The organism is Streptomyces sp. NPDC091209 (assembly GCF_044757755.1).
Taxonomy (GTDB): domain Bacteria; phylum Actinomycetota; class Actinomycetes; order Streptomycetales; family Streptomycetaceae; genus Streptomyces.
In genome coordinates, this window is record NZ_JBIVVR010000009.1 from 93,453 (window position 1) to 118,734 (window position 25,282).

The 25,282-nt window shown below is 71.5% G+C and carries 16 protein-coding genes and 2 pseudogenes; 9 read left to right on the top strand and 9 right to left on the bottom strand.

From position 1 onward, the window contains the following. Window positions 1-85 precede the first annotated feature (85 nt). Window positions 86-1,588, bottom strand: a complete 1,503-nt coding sequence (locus tag ACIQRL_RS25960; RefSeq protein WP_401335731.1) for an MFS transporter — start codon at window positions 1,586-1,588, stop codon at window positions 86-88. Window positions 1,589-1,769: 181 nt separating this feature from the next. Here ACIQRL_RS25960 and ACIQRL_RS25965 point away from each other — a divergent pair. Further along, window positions 1,770-2,090 (top strand): annotated as a pseudogene (locus tag ACIQRL_RS25965) (ArsR/SmtB family transcription factor); the annotation flags it as partial. Window positions 2,091-2,210: 120 nt separating this feature from the next. Then, window positions 2,211-2,747, top strand: a complete 537-nt coding sequence (locus ACIQRL_RS25970; protein ID WP_401335734.1) for an SRPBCC family protein — start codon at window positions 2,211-2,213, stop codon at window positions 2,745-2,747. Between the two features lie 4 nt (window positions 2,748-2,751). Here the strand turns inward: ACIQRL_RS25970 and ACIQRL_RS25975 are convergent, their stop codons facing one another. The 4 genes from ACIQRL_RS25975 to ACIQRL_RS25990 form a co-directional block, all read right to left on the bottom strand. Continuing rightward, window positions 2,752-5,580 carry an NHLP bacteriocin export ABC transporter permease/ATPase subunit gene (locus tag ACIQRL_RS25975; RefSeq protein WP_401335737.1) on the bottom strand — a complete coding sequence of 943 codons (2,829 nt, stop codon included), beginning with the start codon at window positions 5,578-5,580 and terminating at the stop codon, window positions 2,752-2,754. Between the two features lies 1 nt (window position 5,581). Then, window positions 5,582-7,804 carry an NHLP family bacteriocin export ABC transporter peptidase/permease/ATPase subunit gene (locus ACIQRL_RS25980; protein WP_401335740.1) on the bottom strand — a complete coding sequence of 741 codons (2,223 nt, stop codon included), beginning with the start codon at window positions 7,802-7,804 and terminating at the stop codon, window positions 5,582-5,584. Beyond that, a complete protein-coding gene (locus ACIQRL_RS25985) occupies window positions 7,801-8,610 on the bottom strand; it encodes an HlyD family efflux transporter periplasmic adaptor subunit (RefSeq protein ID WP_401335742.1) in 810 nt (269 codons plus the stop codon). The genes ACIQRL_RS25980 and ACIQRL_RS25985 overlap by 4 nt, the downstream gene beginning before the upstream one ends. 91 nt (window positions 8,611-8,701) lie before the next feature. Next, window positions 8,702-8,917 carry a type A2 lantipeptide gene (locus ACIQRL_RS25990; protein ID WP_401335745.1) on the bottom strand — a complete coding sequence of 72 codons (216 nt, stop codon included), beginning with the start codon at window positions 8,915-8,917 and terminating at the stop codon, window positions 8,702-8,704. Between the two features lie 693 nt (window positions 8,918-9,610). Here ACIQRL_RS25990 and ACIQRL_RS25995 point away from each other — a divergent pair. Further along, window positions 9,611-10,975, top strand: coding sequence for a S1 family peptidase (locus ACIQRL_RS25995; RefSeq protein ID WP_401335748.1), 1,365 nt, complete (start codon window positions 9,611-9,613; stop codon window positions 10,973-10,975). Window positions 10,976-11,098: 123 nt separating this feature from the next. On the opposite strand, the gene ACIQRL_RS26000 is transcribed toward ACIQRL_RS25995, so the two are convergent. Further along, the gene (locus ACIQRL_RS26000) at window positions 11,099-13,252 is read right to left on the bottom strand and encodes a SpoIIE family protein phosphatase (RefSeq protein WP_401335751.1); all 2,154 of its coding nucleotides are present in this window, start codon (window positions 13,250-13,252) and stop codon (window positions 11,099-11,101) included. A gap of 337 nt (window positions 13,253-13,589) precedes the next feature. Between ACIQRL_RS26000 and ACIQRL_RS26005 the strand changes: the two genes are divergently transcribed. Both ACIQRL_RS26005 and ACIQRL_RS26010 read left to right on the top strand, forming a co-directional pair. Then, window positions 13,590-15,986: a SpoIIE family protein phosphatase gene (locus ACIQRL_RS26005; protein WP_401335754.1), complete on the top strand. Its 2,397-nt coding sequence runs from the start codon at window positions 13,590-13,592 to the stop codon at window positions 15,984-15,986. Window positions 15,987-16,056: 70 nt separating this feature from the next. Beyond that, a complete protein-coding gene (locus ACIQRL_RS26010; RefSeq protein WP_401335757.1) occupies window positions 16,057-16,566 on the top strand; it encodes a metallophosphoesterase family protein in 510 nt (169 codons plus the stop codon). Window positions 16,567-16,588: 22 nt separating this feature from the next. On the opposite strand, the gene ACIQRL_RS26015 is transcribed toward ACIQRL_RS26010, so the two are convergent. Next, entirely contained in the window at window positions 16,589-17,905 is a 1,317-nt protein-coding gene (locus ACIQRL_RS26015) for an XdhC family protein (RefSeq protein ID WP_401335760.1), read from the bottom strand. A gap of 147 nt (window positions 17,906-18,052) precedes the next feature. Between ACIQRL_RS26015 and ACIQRL_RS26020 the strand changes: the two are divergent. Both ACIQRL_RS26020 and ACIQRL_RS26025 read left to right on the top strand, forming a co-directional pair. Continuing rightward, a pseudogene (locus ACIQRL_RS26020) lies at window positions 18,053-18,226 on the top strand (GTP-binding protein); the annotation flags it as partial. 235 nt (window positions 18,227-18,461) lie between these two features. Further along, entirely contained in the window at window positions 18,462-20,330 is a 1,869-nt protein-coding gene (locus ACIQRL_RS26025; RefSeq protein ID WP_401335763.1) for an endoglycosylceramidase, read from the top strand. A 7-nt stretch (window positions 20,331-20,337) separates the two neighbouring features. On the opposite strand, the gene ACIQRL_RS26030 is transcribed toward ACIQRL_RS26025, so the two are convergent. Then, entirely contained in the window at window positions 20,338-21,597 is a 1,260-nt protein-coding gene (locus ACIQRL_RS26030; protein ID WP_401335766.1) for a YncE family protein, read from the bottom strand. Window positions 21,598-21,835: 238 nt separating this feature from the next. On the opposite strand from ACIQRL_RS26030, the gene ACIQRL_RS26035 reads away from it, so the two are divergent. Beyond that, complete coding sequence (locus ACIQRL_RS26035; protein WP_401335769.1) at window positions 21,836-22,507, top strand: TetR/AcrR family transcriptional regulator; 672 nt, start codon at window positions 21,836-21,838, stop codon at window positions 22,505-22,507. A 157-nt stretch (window positions 22,508-22,664) separates the two neighbouring features. Here the strand turns inward: ACIQRL_RS26035 and ACIQRL_RS26040 are convergent, their stop codons facing one another. Then, window positions 22,665-23,915 carry a glycosyltransferase gene (locus ACIQRL_RS26040; protein ID WP_401336443.1) on the bottom strand — a complete coding sequence of 417 codons (1,251 nt, stop codon included), beginning with the start codon at window positions 23,913-23,915 and terminating at the stop codon, window positions 22,665-22,667. A 216-nt stretch (window positions 23,916-24,131) separates the two neighbouring features. On the opposite strand from ACIQRL_RS26040, the gene ACIQRL_RS26045 reads away from it, so the two are divergent. Then, the gene (locus tag ACIQRL_RS26045) at window positions 24,132-25,124 is read left to right on the top strand and encodes a polyprenyl synthetase family protein (RefSeq protein WP_401335772.1); all 993 of its coding nucleotides are present in this window, start codon (window positions 24,132-24,134) and stop codon (window positions 25,122-25,124) included. Window positions 25,125-25,282: the final 158 nt, after the last annotated feature.

Here is a 25,282-nt window from a genome sequence, read left to right on the forward strand (position 1 = left end):
GCCGGTGCCGGAGACGGGTGAGGGGCCGCCGTCTCCCTGTGGACGGCGGCCCCTCGGCCTGATGGGTGACCGGGTCAGGACCCGATCACATGTGGACGACCGGTGCGGCGTCCGGGTCCTGGGCCGGGGTACCGCGGCGGTAGAGCACGAGCGCGATGAGCGCTCCCGCGGCGAAGAAGCCGGCCGACCACGCGAAGGCGGTGGTGTAGCTCTCGATCGTCGACTGGGCCCGGACCAGCTTGTCGGTCGCATCCTTGCCGGCCAGGTAACTGGTCGCGGCGCTCGCGGCGAGCGTGTTCAGCAGCGCGGTACCGATCGAACCGCCCACCTGCTGCATCGTGTTGACGGTCGCGGAGGCGACGCCCGCGTCCTCGGGGGCGATCCCGCTGGTGGCCAGCGACATCGCGGGCGGCATCACCATGCCGAGCCCGGCCCCGATCAGCAGCAGCGGCGGCAGCACGTCGGCCGAGAAGGACGAGCCGAGGTCGATGCCGGTCAGCCAGACCATGCCGAGCGCGGCGACCGCGAAGCCCGCGGGGATGACCGCCTTCGGCCCGATCCGGGGCACCAGGATCGTGGTGGACACCTGGGCCATGATCATCAGGGTCGCCATCATCGGCAGGAACGCCACACCGGTCTTGGTGGGGCTGAAGCCGAGGTTGAGCTGAAGGTAGTAGGTGAGGAAGAGGAAGACGCCGAACATGCCCGCGCCGGTGATGAGCACCGCGAGGAACGAGGCGGCCCGGTTGCGGTCGAGCAGGACGCGCATCGGCAGGAGCGGGTGCTTCGCCCGTGTCTGCCACCAGGCGAACGAGGCCAGCAGGATGCCGCCCGCGGTGAGGAAGCCCCAGGTGGCCGGTGAACTCCAGTCGTGCGTCTCGGCGTTGGAGAAGCCGAAGACCACGGCGAACAGACCGGTGGAGACCAGCAGGGTGCCCGGCAGGTCGAGCTTGGAGTTCGCCGCGTCACGGTGACCGCTCAGCAGAACCCAGCCGCCGGCGAAGGCGACGACCGCGAAGACGAGGTTGACGAACAGCGTCCAGCGCCAGTCGAGGGCGTCGGTCAGGAGGCCGCCGAGCAGCAGGCCCACGGCGCCACCGGCACCGGCGATCGCGCCGTACACGCTGAACGCCTTGGCGCGCTCCTTGGCGTCGGTGAACGTCGTGTTCAGCAGGGAGAGGGCGGCCGGCGCGAGGAGGGCGCCGAACACGCCTTGCAGTGCGCGGGCGGTGACCAGCATCCCGAAGCTGTTGGAGACGCCGCCCAGGACGGAGGCCCCGGCGAATCCGGCGACACCGACCAGGAAGGCGGGCTTGCGTCCGAAGAGGTCCGCGATGCGCCCGCCGAGCAGCAGCAGGGAGGCGAAGGCCAGGGAGTACGCGGTGACGATCCACTGCCGGTTGCCGTCGGAGAAACCGAGGTCCGCCTGGGCGGAGGGCAGGGCGATGTTCACGATGGTGGCATCGAGGACCACCATGAGCTGGGCGATGCCGATGATCGAGAGGATCCACCATCGCCGCTTCGACGAGAGTGCGGACGCCGGGTCCGCGGCGCTCGCACCGGTGTCTTTGGTCAGGGTCTGAGACATGGGAGAAGTACTCCAGGGAAGTCGCTCGTTACGTGCACGTAAACGAAACGGTTTCGTACACATCGACGTCCCGACCTTACGCCCACGTCGAGCGAAACGGCAACGTTTCGCTAGCGGGCCGGGTGTGACGTCCGTCCTATATTCCTTGCAGTTCATATAACTCTTGAGGCATATTGAAGCCATGTCCGACGACGCCTCCCTCTGGGCCGCCCTCGCCGACCCCCACCGGCGGGCCATCGTCGCGCTGCTCCTGGAGCGCCCCCGGGCCGTCGGTGAGATCGTCGAGGCGTGCGGGCTCAGCCAGCCGGGCACCTCGAAGCATCTGCGGGTGCTGCGCGACGCGGGGCTCGTCCGGGTCCGGCAGGACGCGCAACGCCGCGTCTACGCCCTGGACCCGGCCCCGATCGCCGCACTCGACGCCTGGCTCGCCCCGTACCGCACGCTGTGGAACGCGAGCCTGGACGCCCTCGGCCGCCGCCTGGACGGAGATCCGGACCCGAGGGCGGGCGAGCCGTCGGACCACCCCGACGAGCCGTTCCCGCACGATCGAAGGCGGCCGGACGGCGCAACACCCCCACTGGACGCACCTTCACCGGAAGCACCCTCACCGAAGGACTGAGCCATGTCCGCCGAAGCCACCGCACGCACCGGGACCTACCTGATCCTGGACGACGGCCGCCCCGCCGTCCGCTTCACCCGCACCTACGCCCACCCTCTCGACCACGTCTGGCGGTTCGTGACCGACCCCGACGAACTGGCCGCGTGGTTCCCCTCCCGCGCCGAGATGGATCTGCGCCCCGGCGGCACGATCACGTTCAGCGGCGATCCGAACATGCCGGAGTCGACGGGCCGCGTCCTCGCCGTCGACCCGCCCCGCCATCTCTCCTTCGAGTGGGGCGGCGACGAACTGCGCTTCGACCTCGAAGCCCTCGACGACGGGCGCACCCGCTTCACGCTCACCCACGTGCTCGCCGAACGGAACACGGCAGCCCGCAACGGCGCGGGCTGGGAGGTGTGCCTCACCGCCCTCGACGCGAGGGCGGCCGGTGAACGGTCCGCTGGGCCGCACGCCGGTGGGATCGCCGCATGGAAGGAGATCTACGAGGCCTACGTCGAGGCGGGTGTCCCCTCCGGCGCCCCGGTCCCGGGCTCGGACTGACCGCTCAGGCGAGCTGCCGCCGCACCAGCTCGTGCAGCCGCCCGCCCGTGTCCGCCAACAGCTCCGCGGGCGGGCCCTGCTGGGCGACCCGGCCGTTCTCCATCACGATGACACGGTCCGCGTCCAGCACGGTCGACAGCCGGTGCGCGATCACCACCCGGGTGGCGTTCAGGGCCTTGGTGCTCTCGATCACCGTGCGCTGCGTCGCGTTGTCGAGCGCGCTGGTCGCCTCGTCGAAGAAGAGGATGCGCGGCCGTCGTATCAACGCCTGGGCGATCATCAGACGTTGGCGCTGTCCGCCCGAGATCGCGCCGCTGCCCGCCACGAGGGTGTGCAGCCCCATGGGCATCCGCCTGATGTCCTCGGCCAGGCCCGCCATCTCGGCCGCCTCCATCGCCTCCTCCGGCGTGTACGGCTCGGTGCCGCAGATGCAGTCGAGGACCGACCCGGTGAACGGCTGCGCGTGCTGGAGCACCACACCGCACTGACGGCGTACGGCGGACCGGTCGAGCGCCGTCAGATCCTGGCCGTCGTACAGCACACTGCCCGACACCGGCCTGTCGAAGCCGATCAGCAGCCGCAGCAGGGTGGACTTGCCGCAGCCGCTCGGTCCCACGATCGCCACGAACTCTCCCGGCCGGATCGCGAACGACACGTCGTCGAGGACGAGCGGACCGTCGTCGGCGTACCGGAACGACAGCCGCCGCGCCTCGATCCCGCCGGACAGGACACCGGGACGGGTGCTCGCCCCGCTCACCTCCGGCGTCGCGTCGAGCACCGGCCTGATCTCCTCGAACATCGGCAGCGCGGCCGCCGCCGAGACGAACGCGCCGGTGATCTGGGTGACCGAGGTCAGCAGCATCGTCATCGACGTGTTGAAGGTGAGGAAGTCCGCGGCTGACAGCGAGCCGTGCGCCGGGCCCGCCAGCAGCATGAACATCAGCAGGGAGCACAGCGGCAGATACACCGCGCCCATCACCGTCGTCAGGTTCTTGACACGGCCGACCTGCTGCTGGAGCTCCCGGCTTCGGGCGAACTCGCCCGCCCAGGCCGCGTACGCGTAGTTCTCCGCCGCCGCGACCCGCAGCTTGGGCAGACCGCGCAGGGTCTGGAAGGCCTGGTTGTTGAGCTTGTTGCTCAGCACCACCAGACGGCGCTGCCCGCGCACCTGCCACAGACCGAGACCGAGGAACACCGTCGCGATCACCACGAGCATGCCGATCGCGGCCATCGCCATGGGCACGCTGTACCAGAACAGCAGACCCAGGTTCATCGCGCCGACCGTGCCCGCCTGCGCGAGCGTCGGTCCGACGCCCGCGAGCAGCCGGCGGATCGCGCTGACGCCCATCGCGGCACTGGCCAGCTCACCGGTCGAGCGGGCGGCGAAGAACGCCGTCGGCAGCCGCAACAGCCGGTCCCACACGGCCGGTTGGAGACTCGCCTCGATCCGGCCCTCCATCCGCAGCAGCGTGAGGTTCTGCATCAGCATGAACGCCGCCGACACGACGCTGGTGACCATGAGCGCGAGACAGACCTGCACGATCAGGCCGTGCTCGGCCTTCGGCACGTACTCGCCGAGCACCCTGCCGGTCGCGATCGGCACGAGCGCGCCGATCGCCACGGTCACCAGACCGCTGATCGCGAGGTTGCGCAGATCTACGCCGGTGCCCGCGAGACAGAACCGGGCCAGCCGCAGCGGGCTCAACCTCCGCTCGGGCAGCGGACGGTAGAACATCACGGCCCGTGGTTCGAACTCCGCCGCGTTGGCCTTCTCGACCGGCGTCTCCCGCCCGGACGACGGCTGCACGGCGACATATCCGCCGCGCCGCCACAGCAGCGCGACCGGCGCGCCGGACACCGCCCGGTGGCCGACCAGCGGGCCGATGTCGTCGCGCCACCACCGCCCGTCCAGACGTACGGCACGGGCCCGGACCCGCGAGGCCAGCGCGATCCGCTCGACCGGGTCGAGCCGCTCGCTCTCCGTGCCGCTGCGGGCCTGCTCGGCGAGGGTGATCCCGGCCGCGCGGGCGACCAACTGACAGGCCGTGTACGTGGCGTCCGTCTCGGCCGCGGTCGGGCGCTTCGCCGACGGCCTTCCGATCGACGCGAGCAGGGTGCGGTCGGCCTGGGCGCGGACGGCCTCACCGGCCTTGATGCCCGCCGCCGTACGGTCCTCGTGCCCGGCTTCCAGTTCCTCGATCCAGCGGTCGAGCGTGGACAGCAGCCGGTACTGCTGGTCGACCATGCCCTGCCAGACCCCGGAGTCCATCAGCAGATCGGCGGCGGCCTCGGCCCCGTACAGGGACCCGTACAGCACGCTCCCCGGTGGGACCTGCATCCAGAAGACATCGTCGTCGCTGGGTGCCGCCGCATTCTCCGTGGCCGTCGGCGCCTGGAAGAGGACGGACAGACCGCGTCCGACGCCGAGCGCGAGCGCGTACTCCAGCGGGCTCTCCGTCGGCGGCACGTACTGCGGATTGCCGTAGGCGTCGTACGACCAGGTCGCCGTGTCGGCCTGCTGGTACAGCTCCCGCAACCCGATCCGGCGTATCTCACAGTCCCGCAACGGCCGCCCCACCAGGGTGTGCTGAGGGCCCGTCACCGGACCGAGCAGCAGAGTGCCCGCTTCGAGACGGCCGAGGTGATGCCAGTGACCCTGCTGCGCGGCGTCGACCGCGAACAGGTCCATGGCGCCGGCGACCACCAGCCACAGGACCTGCGGACCCTCCAGATCGAGCCGGCTCAGCCCCGCGCAGGCGACCGGCGTGCCCATGCCGCCGAGCGCGCCGAGCACCATGTCCTGCTCGTGGACGCCCTCGTGAACCGTGGTCATCTCAACGCTCCCTGACCAGACCGGCGTACGGACCGCCGGCCGCCACCAGTGCCTCGTGCCGCCCGCGTTCCACGATCGTGCCGTGTTCGAGTACGACGATCTCGTCGCTGTCCCGCACCGTGCTCAGCCGGTGGGCGATCACCACACAGGCGCAGCCGCGCCGGCGCAGGTTGTCCATGACGGTCTGCTCCGTCTCCGCGTCCAGCGCGCTGGTCACCTCGTCGAGCACGAGAATGCTGGGCCTGCGCACCAACGCCCGCGCGATCTCCAGGCGTTGCCGCTGCCCGCCGGAGAAGTTCCGCCCGTCCTGCTCGACCCGGCTGTGGATACCGCCGGGACGGCGCGTCACGACGTCGTACAGCGCCGCGTCCTGAAGAGCGGCGGTCACCGCGTCGTCCGGGATCGAGGGATCCCACAGCGCCACGTTGTCGCGGACCGTTCCCTCGAAGAGGAAGACGTCCTGGTCGACGAAGGACACGGAGGCCGCGAGCGCGCCGCGCGGAATGTCCTCCAGCCGTCGGCCGTCTATCCGGATCGTGCCCTCCCACGGCGCGTACAGGCCCGAGATCAGCCGGGAGACCGTCGACTTGCCGCTGCCCGAACCGCCGACCAGCGCGACCTGCTGACCCGGGCCGACCGTCAGCGAGAACCCGGTGAGCAGCGGCTTGTCCAGCGGGCTGTAGCCGAACGTGATGTTCTCCAGCTCCACATGGCCCTGCAAACGCCGGGTCGACTCGCCGGTGCCCGAGCGGGCGTAGAGCGGGTCGGCCCGGAAGTTCTCCACGTCCTTGAGGCGGGCCACGTCGGCGGCGAAGTCCTGGATACGGCCCGCGACGCCGTTGAGCCGGGTGATCGGCGCGGTGAAGCGGGTGACCAGCGCCTGGAAGGCGACCAGCAGACCCACGGAGACGTGCCCCTCGACCGCCCGCAGGCCGCCGATCCACAGGATGAGCGCGCTGTTGAGCGTCGCGAGCGTCGGAGCGACCACCCCCAGCCAGGCGCTCGGCACACCGAGGCGCTGCTGTTCCTCCAGGGTGGTGGCGTGCTGTCCGGCCCACTTGCGGAAGTAGCCGTCCTCCCCACCGGTGGCCTTCATCGTCTCGATCAACTGGAGCCCGGTGTAAGCGGTGTTGGTCAGCCGGGCAGTGTCGGCCCGCAGCTTGGCGGTGCGGGTCGCGCGCAGCCGGATCACTACCCGCATCGCCACCACGTTGAGCAGCGCGACACCGATCCCGACGGCCGTCAGCTGAGGGTCGTACGTGTACAGCAGCACGGCGTAGAGGACGACGACGACCGCGTCCACACCCGCCGCGGCGAGATCGCGGGCCAGGGTCTCGGCCACCGCGTCGTTCGACTGGAGCCGCTGCACCAGGTCGGCAGGGCTGCGCTGGGAGAAGAAGGTGACCGGCAGCCGCAGCAGATGGCGCAGGAACCGGGCACTGGAGAGCGTCGAGGAGATGACGCGGCCGCGCAGCAGATTCGCCTGCTGCAGCCAGGTCAGCACCACCGTCAGCAGCACGGAGGCGCCCATCGACGCGAACAGCACTCCGAGGAGCGAACTCTGACCGCCGATCAGATACTGGTCGATGAACGTCCGGCTGAGCGCGGGTACCGCCGCGCCGACCGCCACCAGCAGCAGGCTCGCCAGCACGGCGGCGGGCATCGTGCCCGAAGTGCCGCGCAGCCGGGCCGGCATGGCGCCCAGTACCCCCGGTTTCCGGCCGCCCCTGCGGAACTCGGGGCCCGGTTCCATGACCAGGACGACTCCGGTGAAGCCGGTGTCGAAGTCCTCCATCGGGACGAAGCGACGGCCCTTGCCGGGGTCGTTGATGTGCACGCCCCGGCGCCCGAAGCGGCGCCCCATGCCGTCGTACACGACATAGTGGTTGAACTCCCAGAACAGGATCGCGGGTGCCCGCACCTCGGCGAGCGCGGCCGTGTCCATCTGCATGCCCTTGGCGGTCAGGCCGTAACTGCGCGCCGCCTTCAGCAGGTTGCTCGCGCGCGAACCGTCCCGCGAGACACCGCACGCGATGCGCAGCTCCTCGAGCGGGATGTGCCGGCCGTAGTGGCCGAGCACCATGGCGAGGGAGGCCGCACCGCACTCCACGGCCTCCATCTGGAGAACGGTGGGGGTGCGCACGCTCTTGACCCGGCCCTTGGGAACGTTGCGCCGGGGCGGGGCGGCGCGCCGTCTGCCGCGGGTGTCGGGTGCGGTGGTCACGGCAGGAGCCAATCGACGGGGCGCTGACCGGCCAGCCGGATCGAGGCCGTGGCGAGGGTCATGGAGGTGAGTGCGTACGGCGGCCCGTCGGCGGACGACCACTTCAGGCCGCTCTTCGTGGCGGACGAGCGGTCGAGCCGGACCAGGACGGCCACCGGCCTGCCGTTCGCGGTGAACCGCTGGCCCAGTTGGCTGTCGCCCAGGTAGGCGGCGATCTGCTGCCGGGTCTGCACGCTGCGGCCCACCGCCTTCACCTGGCCGCGCAGTACTCCGTACCGCTGGGCCGGCACCGACTGGACGGTGAGGTCGACGGCGGCGTCGGCGGGAATCGTGGCGGCGCTTCCGGCGGACACGTACACCGTCGCGTACAGCGGGTCGTCGGCGCGGGCGACCTTCTCCACGGCGGCCACGTCCGCGCCGGTCGAGATGATCGCGCCGATGGCGGCGGCGAGCGCGGTGACGCGGCCCGCGGCGACCGTGCGGACGACGGCCGTTTCCCCTTGCGCCGTACGGACCTTCAGCACGGGGGTGTTCGCGGGGAGCCGTTCGCCCTCCTTCGCGAGGACCGCGGTGACCTGCCCGGCGACGGGGCTCTGCAGGATGTAACTCCCCTCCGCGTGCGTCAGGACGGCGGGCGCGCCGACGGCGGAGGTGACCGTGCCGGTCACGGCCCACACGGACGCGGCGGCCATGGCGACGACCGTCACGGACAGGACGAGCCAGCCCTGCGGGCGGGCGAAGCGCACCGGAAGGTCGAGCTCTTCGGGCGACCGCAGCTTGGCGAGGGCCTGTTGGCGGAACTGCACGGGACTCTTCTCACCTGTTCGAGAGGCTTACGGCACCCGAGAGTCCCGGAACCGGTGGGGCGGTTCCGGGACTCGGCGGCGTGAAACGCGATCAGAGACCGGCGACCAGGCCGGTGACCGGGGCGGTGCTCAGGCCGGTCACACCCTCGACGGTGCCGACGGCCGTGCCCAGGACGCCGGAGACCGGGGCAACGCCGTCCACCAGGCCGGTGACGGTGCCGACGGCGTTCAGCGCGAGGCCGCCGGAGACGTTGTCGAGGTCGGCGTCCGAGATCTCGGCGGTCTCGACACGGGGGGTGGAGTTCATGATGGAACTTCCCTTCATATGGATATTCACAAGGGGGAGAGCGGCCACTCTGGGGGACAGATGACGGCCGCCGCCGCAGGGGTGCGGCTCCCGTTCCAGGGAGCGGTGCCGCCACCTCCGCGGTGCCACGGATCAAAGCACGGGCGCGGGGCGCGCTTCCAATCAACCAGGGCTCTCACCTGGGAACTTGTGCTCCAGGGGCGGTGAAGCGTGCAGGCGTCCACACGCCCCCGCGGCGACTTCTTCACATGCTGCGTGGCATGGATCCGCGCGAACCCTTGCCACTCCCGCACCGAATGGGACAGTCCCGGCCCAATGCCGCGCAGGGGGGCGCGCGCCTGTGCAGATCTCCCGTACGCGGTGACCTCGTTGAGCACGGGCTGTGCAGATTCCCTGAACCCGGGATTCCGTTCTTGATCGGCGACGGAACGTCGCCACCCGGTCGCACACCGTGGTGGGGTCCGGCCGGGATTGTGTACGCCGTGCCCGCCCGCGACGCGATCGCCGTCGCCGTGCCGGTGTAGCGGAAATGATCCGGTTGTCCCCGCAATCGACGCCTTTGGTGAGGCCAACTCCCGCAATTTGCAATGGCAGTTGAACGCCCCGGGTGACGCACGCGTATCAACAGGCAACCAGGCGCCCCCCAGTCAGCTGCCGGACGCGGCATCGACCCCGTCCCCAGGAGGTCAAGAGTTGAGTCACAAACGGATACCCAAGCGCAAGGCCGCCATCGCGGTGGGCAGCGTTGCGGCGCTCGGAGCAGCGGCTCTGCTGCTCCCACACGCCAACGCGTCACAGGCGAACGGGGACGACGCCTCTCCCAGAACGTTCAAGGCGACCGATGTCTCGAGCGTCGCCTCGATGCTCGCCACCCAACTGGGCGACGCCTTCGCGGGGTCGTACTACGACCCGGCGCAGAAGCAGCTCGTCATCAATGTGGTCGGTAACAACAGCAACGTCGTCAATCAGATCGAGCAGGCCGGCGCCGTGGCGCACCAGGTGCAGAACAGCACCTCGGCGTTGCAGACCGCCGCCAAGACGCTGAAGGCGGACGCGACGATCCCCGGCACGGCGTGGGCGGTCGACCCGAAGACGAACGAGATCCAGGTGACCGCGGACTCCACCGTCACGGGCACCAAGTGGAACACCGTGGAGTCGACCGTCAAGAACCTCGGTTCGGGCGTGGCGACCCTCAAGAAGTCCGCGGGAACCTTCAAGACGTTCGTGGACGGCGGCGACGCCATCTTCGGCGGCAACGTGCGCTGTTCGCTCGGCTTCAACGTCACCGCGGGCGACGGCACCCCCGCCTTCCTCACCGCGGGCCACTGCGGTGTCGCCGCCGCCAAGTGGTCGGACTCGCAGACCGGCGCTTCCATCGCCACCGTCGACCAGGCCACCTTCCCCGGCAACGGTGACTTCGCCCTCGTCAAGTACGACGACCCGGCCACGCAGACGAACAGCGCGGTCAACGTCGGCAACGGGCAGAGCGTCCAGATCAACGCGGCCGTCGAGGCCACCGTGGGCACGCAGGTCTTCCGGATGGGCAGCACCACCGGTCTCCACAACGGCAACGTGACCGGCCTCGACGCCACCGTCAACTACCCGGAGGGCACGGTCACCGGGCTCATCCAGACCGACGTGTGCGCCGAGGCGGGCGACAGCGGCGGCTCCCTGTTCACCCAGGACGGCGGCGCGGTCGGTCTGACCTCGGGCGGCAGCGGTGACTGCACCGCGGGCGGCGAGACCTTCTTCCAGCCCGTCACCACCGCGCTGGCGGCGGTCGGCGCGACGCTGGGCGCGGGAGACGCGGGCGCCGGCGCAGGAGCCAGTGCGAGTGCCGTGGATCCGAGCGCGACCGCGGGCGGCGTGGCTGACCCGAGTGCGACCGCGGGCGGCGTGGCTGACCCGAGCGCCAGTGGCGCGGCGGGTGCCGGCGACCAGGCGGGCGGAGCGGCCGACCAGAGCGGCGCGATGGGCGACCAGTCCGGTGCGGCGGGCGACCAGTCCGGTGCCGCCGGGATGAACGACGGCTCGGGCATGGTGTCCGCCACCCCCTGAAGCCGGTGACTCCGGCGATCAAGAACCACTGACCGGCCAACGGAACAGGGAATTCCGGTCGACAGTGGACAGGTCCGGCCCTCCGGCGGGAGGGTCGGACCGCTCCTTTTCCGTGGCGCCCGGTCAGCCGGGAGGCCGTACCCGCAGCAGGAGCAGCGCGACATCGTCCGGCCGCTCCTGGTCGCCGTCCTCCCCGCGCAGGAGCAGACTGTCGGCCAGCTCGTCCAGGGGCTGGTCCCCGGTAGCGGCGAGGCGTCGCGCGAGGTCCGCGAGGGCGTCCTCGATGTCGACACCGGGAGACTCGATCAGGCCGTCGGTGTAGAGGGCGAGGACGGACCCCGGCACGAGCGGCACCTCCGTCGTCGGATACACGGCGTGGGCGTCGATCCCGAGCAGCGGCCCGCCGGCCAGGTCGAGCGCCTTGACCTTGCCGTCCGGCCGGCGCAGCAGCGGCGGCGGATGCCCCGCCCGGGCCATCACGGCGACGCCGCGTGCCGGGTCCAGCCGCAGATACAGACAACTGGCGAACAGCTCGGTCCCGAGGTCGATGAGCAGCCGGTTGGTGCTGCCCATCACCTCCTCCGGCGCCTGGCCGACCGCCGTGTACGCGCGGACGGCGGTGCGGATCTGCCCCATCAGGCCCGCGGCCGTCACGTTGTGCCCCTGCACATCCCCGATCACCGCCGCGGCCCGGCCGTGCGAGGACACCAGGTCGTAGAAGTCCCCGCCGATGTCCATGCCCTGGGTGGCCGGCAGATAGCGCGCGGCCGCCTCGATCGAGGCCAGCGGCGGGAGCGAGCTCGGCAACAGCGCGGCCTGCAGTCCCTGCGCGAGCTGGAGCTTGGCGTCGTAGAGCAGGGCACGCTCCAGTGCCTGAGCGATCAGCCCGCCCAGACTCGTCAGCACCGCCCGTTCGTCGGTCGCGAAGTGGTGGGACTGCGCGTACCCGAGGACGCAGGTGCCCACCGGCCGCCCGGACGCGATCAGCGGCAGATACGCCCACGCGCCCATGCCGTCGGGTGTCCCGTACTGCGACGGATACAGCCGTTCCAACTGCTCGCGCGAGTCGAAGAACGCCGGCATACCGGTGTTCAGCGCATGGGTACCCGGGGTCCGCTCGCTGAGCGGCAGCCCGTCGAACTGCTCCACGGTGTGCGCGTCCGGATAGCCGCGGTGCCCGAGCACGTGCAGCCGCCCGGCCCGGCTGCCGAGGACGACCAGGGCCTGGCTGCCGACGGCGGGCGAGATCTCGTCCGCGATCAGCTGCACGACGTCCTGCACCCCGGCCGCCTCCGTCAGCGCGCTGGCCAGACTCAGCACATGGGAGATCGTCACCAGCCGCGGGCTGCCGTCACGCCGCTGGGGACCCGCCCGCGTCATCTCGGAGACCGGCCGGGCCCGTGAGATGCGGACGCTCAGCCCGTTCGTGCTCGGATACAGGCGGAACGACAGCCAGTCGCCCGGCGGGCGCAGCGCGACGAACGAGGTCACGTGCTGGCTGATCAGCGCCGCCCGGTAGCGGTCCTCGTAGACCGGGTCGTTCAGCCACGGCACGGCCGCCCAGAGCTGGGTGCCCAGGAGCCGGCTGGCGGGCACGTCGAGCAGCTCGGCCGTCGCCGCGTTGGCGAAGGACACCCGTCCGTGCAGATCCAGCGAGCACAGTCCGTACGGCAGTCGCGCCACCATCCGCGTGGCCTCCACCGTGCCGAACGTGCCGACCGACGACGCCGCGCTCGGTGTGAGCAGGTCGGGCTCGGCGTGCAGCGGGCGGTTCTCCACGGCGGCCCGCTCCAGGCGCAGGGCGAGCCGGCCACAGGCCGCGGTGAGGTGTTCCCGCTCCCAGTCGGAGAGTTCCGGCGGGTGCGAGCCGGGCCAGGTCAGGAAGGCCGCGCCGTACACGGTGGTCGCCGTCGCCACCGGAAGCGCCGCGAGGGCGAAGGGATAGGGCAGCACCACCGAGATCCGGGGATATCGGCGGGCCATCTCGTGCTCGCCGCCCACCCAGATCAGCCGCCGCTCCCGTACCGCCTCGGCGACCGGGATCGGCGCGCTCAGCCCCACGCGTTCCCACGGTGCCGCGAAGGCCCGCGGCAGCCCGGCGGAGACCGCCATCTCCAGCACCGGCTCGTGGGAGGCCAGCAGGTACACGGCTCCCGAATGGGCGTGCACATCGTCGAGGATCGAGGCCAGCGTCAGCGACAGCAGCGGCCGTCCCACCGGGACGCGCCGGCCGGCCGGCGCCTGAGCGGCCTCATGCCCGTCGGACACGCCGACCACCTCCTCGCGGGGCCGCCGGGGCCTCCGCACCTCCAGGGATCAAGGCTCCCCCCTGAAGACCCATCGCGCACGGCGAACGGAGCCGGCCCCCCGACCCGGTGTCCGTACCGCGGGCGGCCCGGACGTACGGACGGTTGCACCGGCCTTCGGATCGCTGTCGGATCACCGTGCGAAACACATGAACAAAGGTGGATTCGATTTCGTTCGATTGCCCGTGCCGTACGGGCTGCCGCGCAGGCCCGACGGGTCCGGAACGGTCACAGGGGCTGCGCCGGAGCCCCGGAAGCGCTGTAATTACGGCGTGGTCAGTGAGGGTGCTGCGGAACGCGGAACAAGAATGTCGCGCGCCGAACTTGCCCTGAAGACGCTTACCGCGGACCTCGACCCGCGCGAACGGCTGCACCGCCTGCTCGAACAGGCACTCGTCTTCACCGGTGCGACCGTCGCCGCCGTGTACTCACCGAGTGTGAGGGGCGGCGAACTGCATCTGGCCGAGTCCGCGGGAGTGCCCAGGACGCTGTACGGGCTCCGCGACAGCTACCCCCTGTCCGGCGGCTCCCCGGCAGCCGAGGCCCTCCGCTCGGGGCAGTCGCGCTGGCTCGGGCCGGAGGAACTGGCCCGCCGCTCCGACGCCCCGCGGCTGCTCTCCCAGGACTTCTCGCTGGCCGTGCTGCCCCTGCGGGACAACGGCTGCATGGTCGCCGTCAGCGAGAACCCCGAAGGCTTCGGCTCCGAGGACCGGGCCTGTCTCGGCATGCTCGCCGACGCCGTCGTCTGCCCGCCGGCCCCGCTGCCCGACGACGCCGCCGACCTGCCCGCCAGCTCGTTCAGCCTCTCCATGGACACCGGGCACGTCGAGGTCGACAACGACGTGCTCGACCTGTTCGGGCTGTCCTCCACCGCCTTCGACGGCAAGGTCGAGACCCTGCTGTCGATGACCGTCCCGGAGGACCTCCCGTCCCTGATGTCCGCGGTGGAACCGGACCACATGATCATCGGCGACCGCGAACTGGAGTTCCGCATCCTCCAGCCGTCCGGCGGACACAAGTGGCTCCGGCTGCGCGCCCGCCTGCTGCCCTCCGGAGAGGGCCGCCCCGCGCGGCTCGTGGGCACCGTCTCCGACGCCTCCAAGCTGCGCTCCGGCCTGAACGACGTCGGCCGCGTCCAGCGGCTCGCCGCCGCCCTCGCCAACGCCGGAACCGTCCGCGATGTCGGCCAGGCCGTCGTCACCGCCCTGCGCAAGCCCCTCCAGGCAGACCGGATCGCCGTCGCCGAGCTGGAGGGCGACCGTCTCGTCGTCACGCTGCTGGAACCGCCCGAACCGGAGTACTGGCCGGAGCTGTGGCGCAGCGAATGGCGCTCGGAGTGGCCCGACGCCCCCGTCCGGGCCATGCCGACCCTGGCGGCGGCCCTGAACGAGGGGCGGCCCGCCATCTGGCCGGCCGGCGCGGAGCTGGAAGCCGCGCTCGCCGAGGTCGGCCCCGGCGGTCTCGCCGTCCTGCCGCTGCCCGCGGGCGGACGCATGGCAGGGGCCTGCCTGATCGGCTGGGACGCCCCGCACGACTTCGGCCCCGACGAGCGTGCCCTGCTCACCGCATCCGCCGGGCTCGCCGGGCAGGCCCTGGTGCGCGCCCACGCCTTCGACGCCGAGCACGAACTCATCGGCATGCTCCAGCGCACCCTGCTCCCGCGCCGGCTGCCCCGGCTGCCCGGCGCGGTCGCCGTCGCCCGCTATCTGCCGACCACGTCGGGCCTGGACGTCGGCGGCGACTGGTACGACGTGATCCCGCTGCCCGACAACCACGTCGCCCTCGTCATCGGAGACGTCCAGGGACACAACGCCTCGGCCGCGACCCTCATGGGCCAGATGCGCACCGCCCTGCGCGCCTACGCCGTCGAGGGCCATCCTCCGGACGTGGTGGTCTCGCACGCCAACCGGCTCCTGCTCGATCTGGAGACCGACCTCTTCGCCACCTGCTGCTATGTCGACGTCGACATGGAGGAGGGGTCCGCCTGGTATGTGCGGGCCGGACACATTCCACCGGTGTTGCGTCACCCGAACGGCGGTACCGAGGTTCCCGAATCGGAACCCGGGCCGCCGCTCGGCGTCATCCGGCAGACCGACTTCCCCATGAGCCCGCTGCGGCTGCTGCCCGGCACCATCGTGGCGCTGACCACCGACGGTCTGGTCGAGTCCGTCGAGGTCGACATCGAGGACGGCCTGAAACGGCTCGCCGCGGGCCTGGCCGGTTCCGACCCCGCCCACCTCGGTCTCGTCGCCGACGAACTGCTCACGGGCGCCAACCGCAGCGACGACGTGGCCCTCCTGCTGATGCGCTACGACGGCATGGAGGTGCGCCCGCTCCGCGAGAGCTGGACCGTCTGGCGGGTCCCCGAGGCGGTCCGGCACGCCCGCCGCTACACCCGGCGCGCCCTGCGCACCTGGGGCGTCGACGCCCACACGGACGCCGCCCTGCTGATCGTCTCGGAACTCGTCACCAACGCCCTGGTGCACACCGACGGCCAGGTCAGGCTCGACCTCACCCTCGTCAGCCACCGCCTGCGCATCTCGGTCGCCGACAACTCGCCGCGCACGCCGATCAAGCCCACCAGCATCGGCTGGGAGGCCACCGGCGGCCGCGGCATCCTCCTGGTCGAGGCGATGTCCGCTACCTGGGGCACGGTGCCGGTGAGCGGCGGGAAGCAGGTCTGGAGCGAGATCGCGCTGGACTGACGGGACCCTGCCCGAGCGGCGCGGGATCGCGCCGGCCCCCGTCCGAGGGCCGAGGTGACACCCTGAGGCCGTGCGTCTCCTGCTGCTGTCTGACACCCACCTCCCGAAGCGGGCCAGGGAACTCCCCGCCACGCTCCTCGCCGAACTCCCGCTCGCCGACGTCGTGATCCACGCGGGGGACTGGGTGGACACCGCCACCCTCGACCTGCTGGAAGCCCGTTCCCGACGCGTCGTCGGGGTGTACGGCAACAACGACGGCCCCGAGCTGCGGGTCCGCCTCCCCGAGATCGCCCGCGCCGAACTGGGCGGCCTGCGTTTCGGCGTCGTCCACGAGACCGGCGCCGCGGAGCGCCGCGAACAGCGCTGCGCGGAACGCTTCCCCGATCTCGACGTCCTGGTCTTCGGGCACAGCCACATTCCCTGGGACAGCACCGCGCCGACCGGCCTGCGCCTGCTCAACCCCGGCTCGCCGACCGACCGCCGCCGCGAGCCGTACTGCACGTACATGACGGCCACGGTGACCGACGACGGCCGGCTCACCGACGTGACCCTGCACCGGCTGCCCCCGCGCACCGGCTGATCCACCGCTCCCGGGACGCGGGTCAACGCGGGTGGATCGCCCCGTCCCTCGTCGTCAGCGGCAGCCCGCTGCCGCCCCAGCGCAGGGCGACGATCTCCGCGGCGACGGACACGGCCACCTCCTCCGGTGTACGTGCCCCGAGGTCGAGACCGACGGGGGAGCGCAGCCGGGACAGTTCCCGCACCGAGACGCCGGACGCGAGCAGCCGTCCGACGCGGTCGTCGTGGGTACGGCGGCTGCCCATCGCCCCGATGTACGCGGCCGGGCGGCGCAGCGCCTCCTCCAGCAGGGGCACGTCGAACTTGGGGTCATGGGTCAGCACGCAGATCACCGTGCGCGCGTCGGTCGTCGTGCCGCGCAGATAGCGGTGCGGCCAGTCCACGACGACCTCCACGCCCGCCGGGAACCGTCTCGGCGTGGCGAACACCGGGCGGGCGTCGCACACCGTGACCCGGTAGCCCAGGAAGGCGCCGATACGGGCCACGGCGGCCGCGTAGTCGATCGCCCCGAATACCAGCATGCGCGGCGGCGGTGCGAAGGAGTGCAGGAAGACGGTGACGGCGTCCTCGCGCCGCTCGCCGTGCGGCCCGTAGTGCCGTTGCCCCGTGGCGCCCTGGGCCAGCTCGCCGCGCGCGTCGGCGGTGACGGCGACGTCCAGGCCGGCCGAGCCGAGCGAACCGGACACCCCGCCGGGCGCCCCCGCCCCGTCGTCCGGCTCGTCCGGGCCGGTCGAGCCGAGGGAACGGGACACTCCGTCGGGTGGCCCTGCCCTGTCGTCCGGCTCGTCCGGGTCGGTCGAGCCGGGGGAACGGGACACTCCGTCGGGTGGCCCTGCCCTGTCGTCCGGCTCGTCCCGGCCGGTCGAGCCGGGGGAACGGGACATCGCGCGGTCCGGACCCCAGTCCTCGTCCGGCCACACGGCCAGCGTGGCTCCGCGCGGCGCGGGCCCGTCGGACACCGTCGCCACGGTCACCGGGCGGCCCGCGGACACCGACTCGGCCACCGCGCCGAAGGCCGGATCGTCGGCGGGCGACACCCGCCGGACCAGCAGCGTGATCTCACCGCCGCAGGTGAGTCCCACGGCGAAGGCGTCCTCGTCGCTGTACCCGAACGTCTCCAGGCGCGCCTCGCCCGAGGCGATCACCTCCTGGGCCAGTTCGAACACCGCCCCCTCCACGCAGCCGCCGGACACACTGCCCACGACCTCGTCGCCCGGACCCACCGCCATGGCCGCGCCCGGGTCGCGGGGCGCGCTGCGCCCGACCGCCACCACCGTTGCCAGTCCGAAGGGTGTTCCGGCCGCGTACCACGCGTACAGCGCGGGGAGGATGTCACGCATCGTCCGCTCCTCTCGCCGCCGGCCGGCCCCGCTTCAGGGGTCCGGTCCTCTCGATGATCAGGTTCCGGTCACCTTCAAGGATCCGCCCCGCGACACGATTTCGTTGAGCGTAGAGATGCGCACACCCTTCATGTCCACCCAGGAAGGAACCTGATCGACACCCCCGGTCACCCGGACTTCATCGCCGAGGTGGAACGGGTGCTCGGCGTGCTCGACGGAGCCGTCCTCGTAGTCTCGGCCGTGGAGGGAGTCCGGGCGCGGACACGCGTCCTGACACGCACGCTCCAGCGGTCGTGCCTTCCCACGCTGATCTTCGTGAACACGAGGCGCCTTCGACCACCACGCGCCCGTGGCGCACGGCGTGATCCCGGACCGGCCCCGGAGCAATCTGAACCCGCTGGACCGCAAGGAGTACCTGCCGCATCTGACGCGCCGGGTCGGCGGGTGAGCCGGCCGCCCTGCTTCCGTCGTCACGCGAAGTGGCCTGTGGAACAAGAAACTTACTCATGAGTCAGAGGTGTTGACGCCTCCCGGTACCGGCGGGACTGTTGTGAACATGTCGAAGTTACGTGCGCGTCTGCTCGGCGTCCTCGTACTCCTCACCGGTTTCCTCACGGCGGCGGGCGCCGGGCCCGCCGCCGCGGACGGTCTCCCCGACTCCCTCTGGTTCGACCAGCCCGCCGCCGCCACCCTCACGGTCACGAACGGCCGCTTCACCGACGGCCTCGGCCGCGAGGTCGTCCTGCGCGGCTACAACGTCTCCGGCGAGACCAAGCTGGAGGAGAACAGCGGACTGCCCTTCGCCTCGGTCGCCGACGCGGTGAAGTCCGCGACCGCTCTGCGCGCCCTCGGCGGCGGCAACTCCGTGCGCTTCCTGCTCTCCTGGGCGCACGCCGAACCCGCCCGAGGGCAGGTCGACAGCGCCTATCTCGCCGCGGCCACCGACCAGATGCGCGCCTTCCTCGACGCGGGAATCCGTGTCTTCCCCGACTTCCACCAGGACCTCTACTCTCGGTATCTCTTCAACACGGGTAGCTGGTACTCCGGCGACGGCGCCCCCAAGTGGGCCGTGACCGCCGGCGGTTACCCGCAGGAGTCCTGCGGTATCTGCCTCTTCTGGGGCCAGAACATCACCCAGAACAGTGCCGTCCAAGCGGCGCAGTACGACTTCTGGCACAACTCCTACGGGCTCCAGGACGCCTTCCTCACGACGGCCCAGGCGACCATGACGTACGTCCGACAGCACCTCACCACCGCCGAGTTCGCCGGTGTCGCCGGCTTCGACCCGTTCAACGAGCCCTACGCGGGCACCTACGAATCGGGCCAGACCAGCCGCACCTGGGAACGCGACCTGCTCTGGCCCTTCTACGGGAGGTTCCGGGCACGCATGGACGCGGCCGGCTGGCAGGACAAGCCCGCCTTCGTGGAGCCGAACCTCTTCTGGAACTCCAACATCAGCTCCCAGAAACAGGAGGGCGGACTGCTGGACGCGGGCACCCTCGGCCCCCGCTACGTGTTCAACACCCACTTCTACGACCAGAAGGCCATCTCCGGCATCCTCATGTGGGGCAAGGCGGGAGACGGCCAGTACGCCACCGACTTCGCCGCGGTCCGGGACCGGGCCTCGGCCGCCGGGACGACCGCGGTCGTCAGCGAGTTCGGCCACCCGCTCTCCGGAACGGTCTCGGACAAGGCCCCCACCGTCGACAAGGCGATGTACCAGGCCCTCGACTCCCGCCTCCCGGGCTCCAGTTGGTGGACCGGGACGGCCTCGTCGGGACCGGTCCTGTCGGGTACCCAATGGCAGTGGGACATCTACAGCGGCCGGCACCACGAGCTGATGAACGGCAACCCCGACAAAGTCCTGACCTCGGGTGACGCCTGGAACGACGAGGACCTCTCCGCCGTACGCCTCGACGACTCGGGTGCCGCCGTACTGCGTCAGGACGCCCGGCTCCTGGACCGCCTGTACCCCAGCGCCACCGCGGGCTCCACCCTCGCCTTCACCTACGAGGACCGCTCCCGCGACGGCTCCACCACACTGACGTGGAACCCGGTTCCCTCGACCCTGCCGCAGGTCTCCCAGCTCGTGGGAGCGGGGCAGTACGGCCTGCTCGTCTGGCGTTCCGACGGCGGCACGGCCCCGACGGAACTCCATCTGCCGGCCTCCTTCCCGGCCTCGGCCACGACGGTGGTGTCCGACCTCGGAGCGATCGCCTCCCCGCCCGCCTACACCACCGCCGCACCCATCGCCGTGGCTCCCGAGCCGGGCGGTACCGGAAGCCGCCGCCTCCTGCTCACCGCGTCCGGCTCGGGAACCGTGCACTACGCGCTGGTCACGAACGGGGCGAGCGCCCCGTCCTCCGCTCTGCTGAGCGGGGCCCGGACCGAACTGGCCGCCTGGGCCGCGGCGCGGTTCGGCTGAGCACCCGTCAACTGCCGGACGGACCGCTCCAGTTCGCCTCCACATGGCCGAGGCGAACTCGCTGGGGGTGGTCGCCGACCGGCACCGACACCGTCTTCTGCCCGGTGGCGAAGTCGATGGCGGTGACCTGGTCGGCGCCGCTCTCGGAGATGACACAGTCCTTGCCGTCCCCGCTGACCGTCGCCCAGTACGGCTTGGAGGCGGGGACCAGCGGGCCTTCCTGGAGGGTCGCGCGGTCCACAACGGTCGCGTAGTCGTCCATCGTCCCCGCCACGCACAGCTTGGTGCCCGAGGGGTTCATCGAAATGCCGTGGTGACGCGAGTCGTTGACCCACGTCGTGCGGTCGCTGCTGGTGGCGGGGTTCTTCGGGAGGGTCTTGACCCGGGTGATCCGGTCGGTGGCGACGTCGTACTCCAGGAAGCCGTTGAAGAACGACACCTGGAAGTACAGTTTCGACTCGTCCGGCGAGAAGACGGCCGGGCGGACGGCGTCGGAGAAGTCCGTGAGGCCGATCGCGTCGAGGCGCTGGCGCATGTCGATCACCTTGACCTGCTTGAAGGTGGTCGCGTCGACGACGGTGATCTTCCGGTCGCCCTTCGTCCAGTCCAGCCAGGGGTCGTCGAGAGCGGTGGTGACGTCACCGATCGCCATGTTCCAGATGTACTTGCCGTCGTGGGTGAAGATGTTCTCGTGCGGCTTGTCGCCGGTGGCGAAGGAACCGAGCTGCGCGCCGGTCGTGATGTCGAGCACGTGCACGGTGTTCGCGGTCGAGGCGGAGACCGCCACCCGGGTGCCGTCGGGCGACACGGCCATGTGGTCCGAGCGGTAACCCGCCACGGGGAATCGCCAGTTGATCCGGTCCGTGGCGAGGTCGATCGAGACGACGTCGGCGAAACTCGGGCGCGAGACGACCACCGACCTGCCGTCGGGGGTGGAGTACATGTCGTCGACGAACTGGTCGTGCCCCTCGCCGACGCCGCTTCGGATTCCCATGAAGTAGGCCCACTTGATGGGATCGGCGTTGATCGCCGCGAGCCGCTCGGCCTTGTCCGGGATGACGTCGATCCGGCCGACCTTCGCGAAGTCACCGGTGGACCGGATGACGTCCGCGGTGCCTTCCCAGTTGTTGCCCACGAACATCACCTCGCGCAGATCGGTGGCGGAGGCCTGCGCGGTGGCGGCGGACGCGGCGGTGGCCGTGGCTCCGAGGGTGAGCGTGAGGGCCGCGGCGAGAGAACAGAGGTGTCGGGCTCTGTGGACGGACATGGAGGGTTCCCTGTCGTAGTGGGGGAGTGCGGGTGACGGGCACGGTGAACCGGGAGCGCGCGGTGAGCACGCGCACGACAAATGTTGAGAGCATGACAAGAGAAAATCTGAACATGCCCGCTTTCAAAGTGTGCTTACTGGAAAGTAAGGACTGGGGAGTCTCTCCACAAGGGGCGGTGCGCGACAAAATCGCCGAGGGGGCGAACGCCGGTACGGGTCGGCGGCGAGGGAGGAACGCGTGGCGGGCAGGCTCAGACAGCCCACCGGCCGTTACGGCGGCAGAACCGCCGTGGAGCGGCAGGCGGAGCGGCGCGGCCGCTTTCTCGACGCCGGGCTGCAACTGTTCGGCGCCGGCCCCGGGTACCGGTCCACGACCGTGGCTGCGCTGAGCGAGGCGGCGGGACTGTCCACGCGCCAGTTCTACGAGGCGTTCCGCAGCCTCGAAGACGTACTGGCGGCGCTCCATCTCCAGGTCAACGACTGGGCCGAGGAAGCCGCCCTGGCCGCGCTCGCCGAGGCCCGCGACCTGCCGCTTCCCGAGCGCGCCACCGCCCTCTTCCGCGCCTACGCGGCGAACGTGACGAGCGATCCCCGGCGCATCCGCATCACGTTCGTGGAGATCATCGGCGTGAGCGCGCGCCTGGAGGACCAGCGGCTCGCCCGCCGGGCCCGCTGGGTGGAGTTCATCTGCGGTGAGGCCGCGACCGCCGTCGCCCGCGGGGAGGCGGCGCCGCGCGACTACCGCCTCGCCGCGACCGCCTTCATCGGCAGCGTGAACGGCCTGCTGCACGACTGGAACGCCGGATGGGTGGACGCGACCCTGGACGAGGTGGTGGAGGAACTGGTCCGGCAACTGCTCGGGATCCTGCGCCCCGTTGGATGGGGCGCGGAGAAAACCACGGGTCCATGAGCGGGGGTGGTCGCGAGTCCGCGGGAGCCATGGCCGGGAGCCCGTGGGCGGAGCCGGGCATGGGCCCAGGAAGGTCATGGCCACCCCCTCATGAGCGGAGGCGGCCCGAGTCCGCAGGCGGCGGTGGGTGTGAGCGTCGGCGAGGGGCGCGCCCTCGTCAGCTTTCGTGCCGTCCGAGTCCTTCGAGCCGGTCGAGCGCCTCCGCGACCGGTGCCACCCCGTCCTCGGCGCGAAGGCGTTCCGCCAGGTCCCGCGCGTGCCGTCGGTACGAGGGTTCGGTGGTCGCCCGGACGAGTGCGGGCGCCAGCCGTTCGGCGCGCAGTGCCCGAAGCGACAGGGCGCCGGGCGAGACACCGAGCGCGACGAGCCGGGCGGCCCAGAACCCCTCGTCGAACTGGATCGGCACGGGTACCGCGGGGACCCCGGCCCGCAGCCCCGCCGCTGTCGTACCGGCCCCGGCGTGATGCACCAGCGCGGCCATCCGGGGGAACAGGACGGAGTGCGGCACCTCGCCGACCGTGAACATGTCGTCGCCGGTGGCGCGCAGCTCACCCCACCCCCGCTGGATCACCCCGCGCAGCCCGGCGGCCCGCAGGGCGCGCACCACCTCTGAGCTCACCCGCCCGGGATCGGGGACGGTGGCGCTGCCGAGGCCCACGAACACCGGAGCGGGGCCCGCGTCCAGGAAGTCCCGCAGCGCGGAGGGGAGCCGGGCGTCCTCGCCGTCGTACGGCCACCAGTACCCGGACACGTCCAGGCCACGCCGCCAGTCCCGCGGCCGGCGCACCACCGAGGGGCTGAACCCGTGATGCACCGGCCACTCCTGCCGCTCGCGGGCGCGGCGGGCCGCGACGGAGCCGACGGGCGGCAGGCCGAGCCGCTCGCGCAGGCTCCGCACGGTCTCGGCGAAGACCCGTTCGGCGGCCAGGTTCACCGCGACACCGGCGGCCCGGTTCACGGTGGGCCCCCATGACCGGACACCGGCCACCGGTGGGGCGAACTCCCGTGTGGGGAACAGTGGTTGGAGGTGAACTCCCATGCTGGGCAGGGCCAGCCCTTCCGCGACGGCGTACCCGAGCGGCCCCAGTGAGCCGGACAGCAGAAGTACGTCGCTGGAGCGGGCGGCCGCGATCATGTCGTCGCTCAGTTGCCCGACGAGCGACCGGGTCATCCCGACGAGCCGGAAGATCTTGCCGGCTCCCGTGGTGCTGCGGTGCAGCCGCCGCCCACGCTCGGACTCCAGTTCGGCCCGCGGATCGACGGGCAGCGCGTGGAACCCCACCCCCGAGCCCGGCACCAGGTCCGCGAAGCACCCGTGCGTCACCAGGGTCACGTCGTGCCCCGCCCGTACCAGGCCGTGCCCGAGCCCGGTGAACGGCGCGACATCGCCCCGTGAACCCGCGGTCATGATGGCTACGCGCACGACGGTCAGTATGACGGGGTTCACGGACGGAGGCCCGCCGCTTCGCCGAGGGAAATCCGCCGCCTCGCCGGCGGTCGAACGAGGTCCGCAAGGAACGGGCCATGGCGCAATGTTGCTCTGGCTCGTCATCATGGCGAATGATCGAATCGGTGCTCGATTAATTCGGTGGTGGGGGTGGGCTGCGTGCGGGCGAAGTCGTACATGGATCTGCATCGGGAGATGGCCGCGGACATCGAGGCGGAGCGGACATCCGCACTCGACCTGCTGGGACCGTCCGCCACCTCGGTCCGGGCGGCGGTCGCCGAACTCCTGGATCACCGGACGTTCACCTACCCCCTGTCGGTGCTGCCGATGCTCGTCCACGCGGTGGAGACGGGGGCGCCCGGACCGGCTGTTCCGCTGGCGATCGTCCATGAACTGTGGTGGACCTCGGCCTGCTACCTGGACGACCTCGCCGACGGCCAGGCGGTCCTCGCCGCCGGTGCTCTGGGTGAGAGCCAGGCGCTGCTCGCGACGGTCATCAGCGGAATTCCGCTCCCCCTGCTCGTCGTTCGGTCGCCGCGGATCCCCGAGGCGGCGCGCGGCCCGCTGGCGGCCGAGATCGTGAGGTGCTGGGTCACCGCGACCGAGGGGCAGTTGAGGGACCTTCGCGCGGACGCGGGCGCCGCCACACGCGACGCCGTGGTCGCCGCGTACCTCGGGAAGTCCGGCGCGCCGTTCAGCATGGTCACCGCCATGGCCGCGCGACTTGCGGGCCGTACGGACGAAAGAGTCGAACGCTGGCGGGAGTTCGGCAATGTCTTCGGCATCCTGTGGCAGCTGTTCAACGATCAGCAGGACATCCTGACCGGCCGCAACGAGGACCTCGCGAACGGTACGGTGACCTATCTGCTGGCGTGCGCCCTGGAGAACGCCGGCCCCGATTCCGCGGACCGCGTCCTGGAACTGCACGCCGCCGCACGCCGCTCGCCCGACGCCGGGGCGGCACTCACCGCCGTCCTTCTCGCACCGGACGTACTGCGGCGGTACGAGCAGGACATCACTGTCTTCCGTGACCGGGCCCAGCGCCTGCTGGACGAACTCGGCGGCGACGCGGCCTACTTGTCCGTCCTGCACGACCTCGTGGACCGGGCTTCCCCGATGCTTCTCCAGGCGGAGCAGCTCGTCGCCCGAGCGGTTCCGGCCGAGCACTGAGGGAGAGCCGGCCGTCCTCGTAGCGGGCCTTCGCCTGCTCTGGGCGCCCGTGGGGGGGGGGGGGGGGGCCGGCGCCCCCCCCCCGGGCCCCCCGGGGCGGCCCCCCCCCCCCCGCCGCGGGGGGGAGGGGGGGCCGGGGGGGGATTACGAAAAGACCC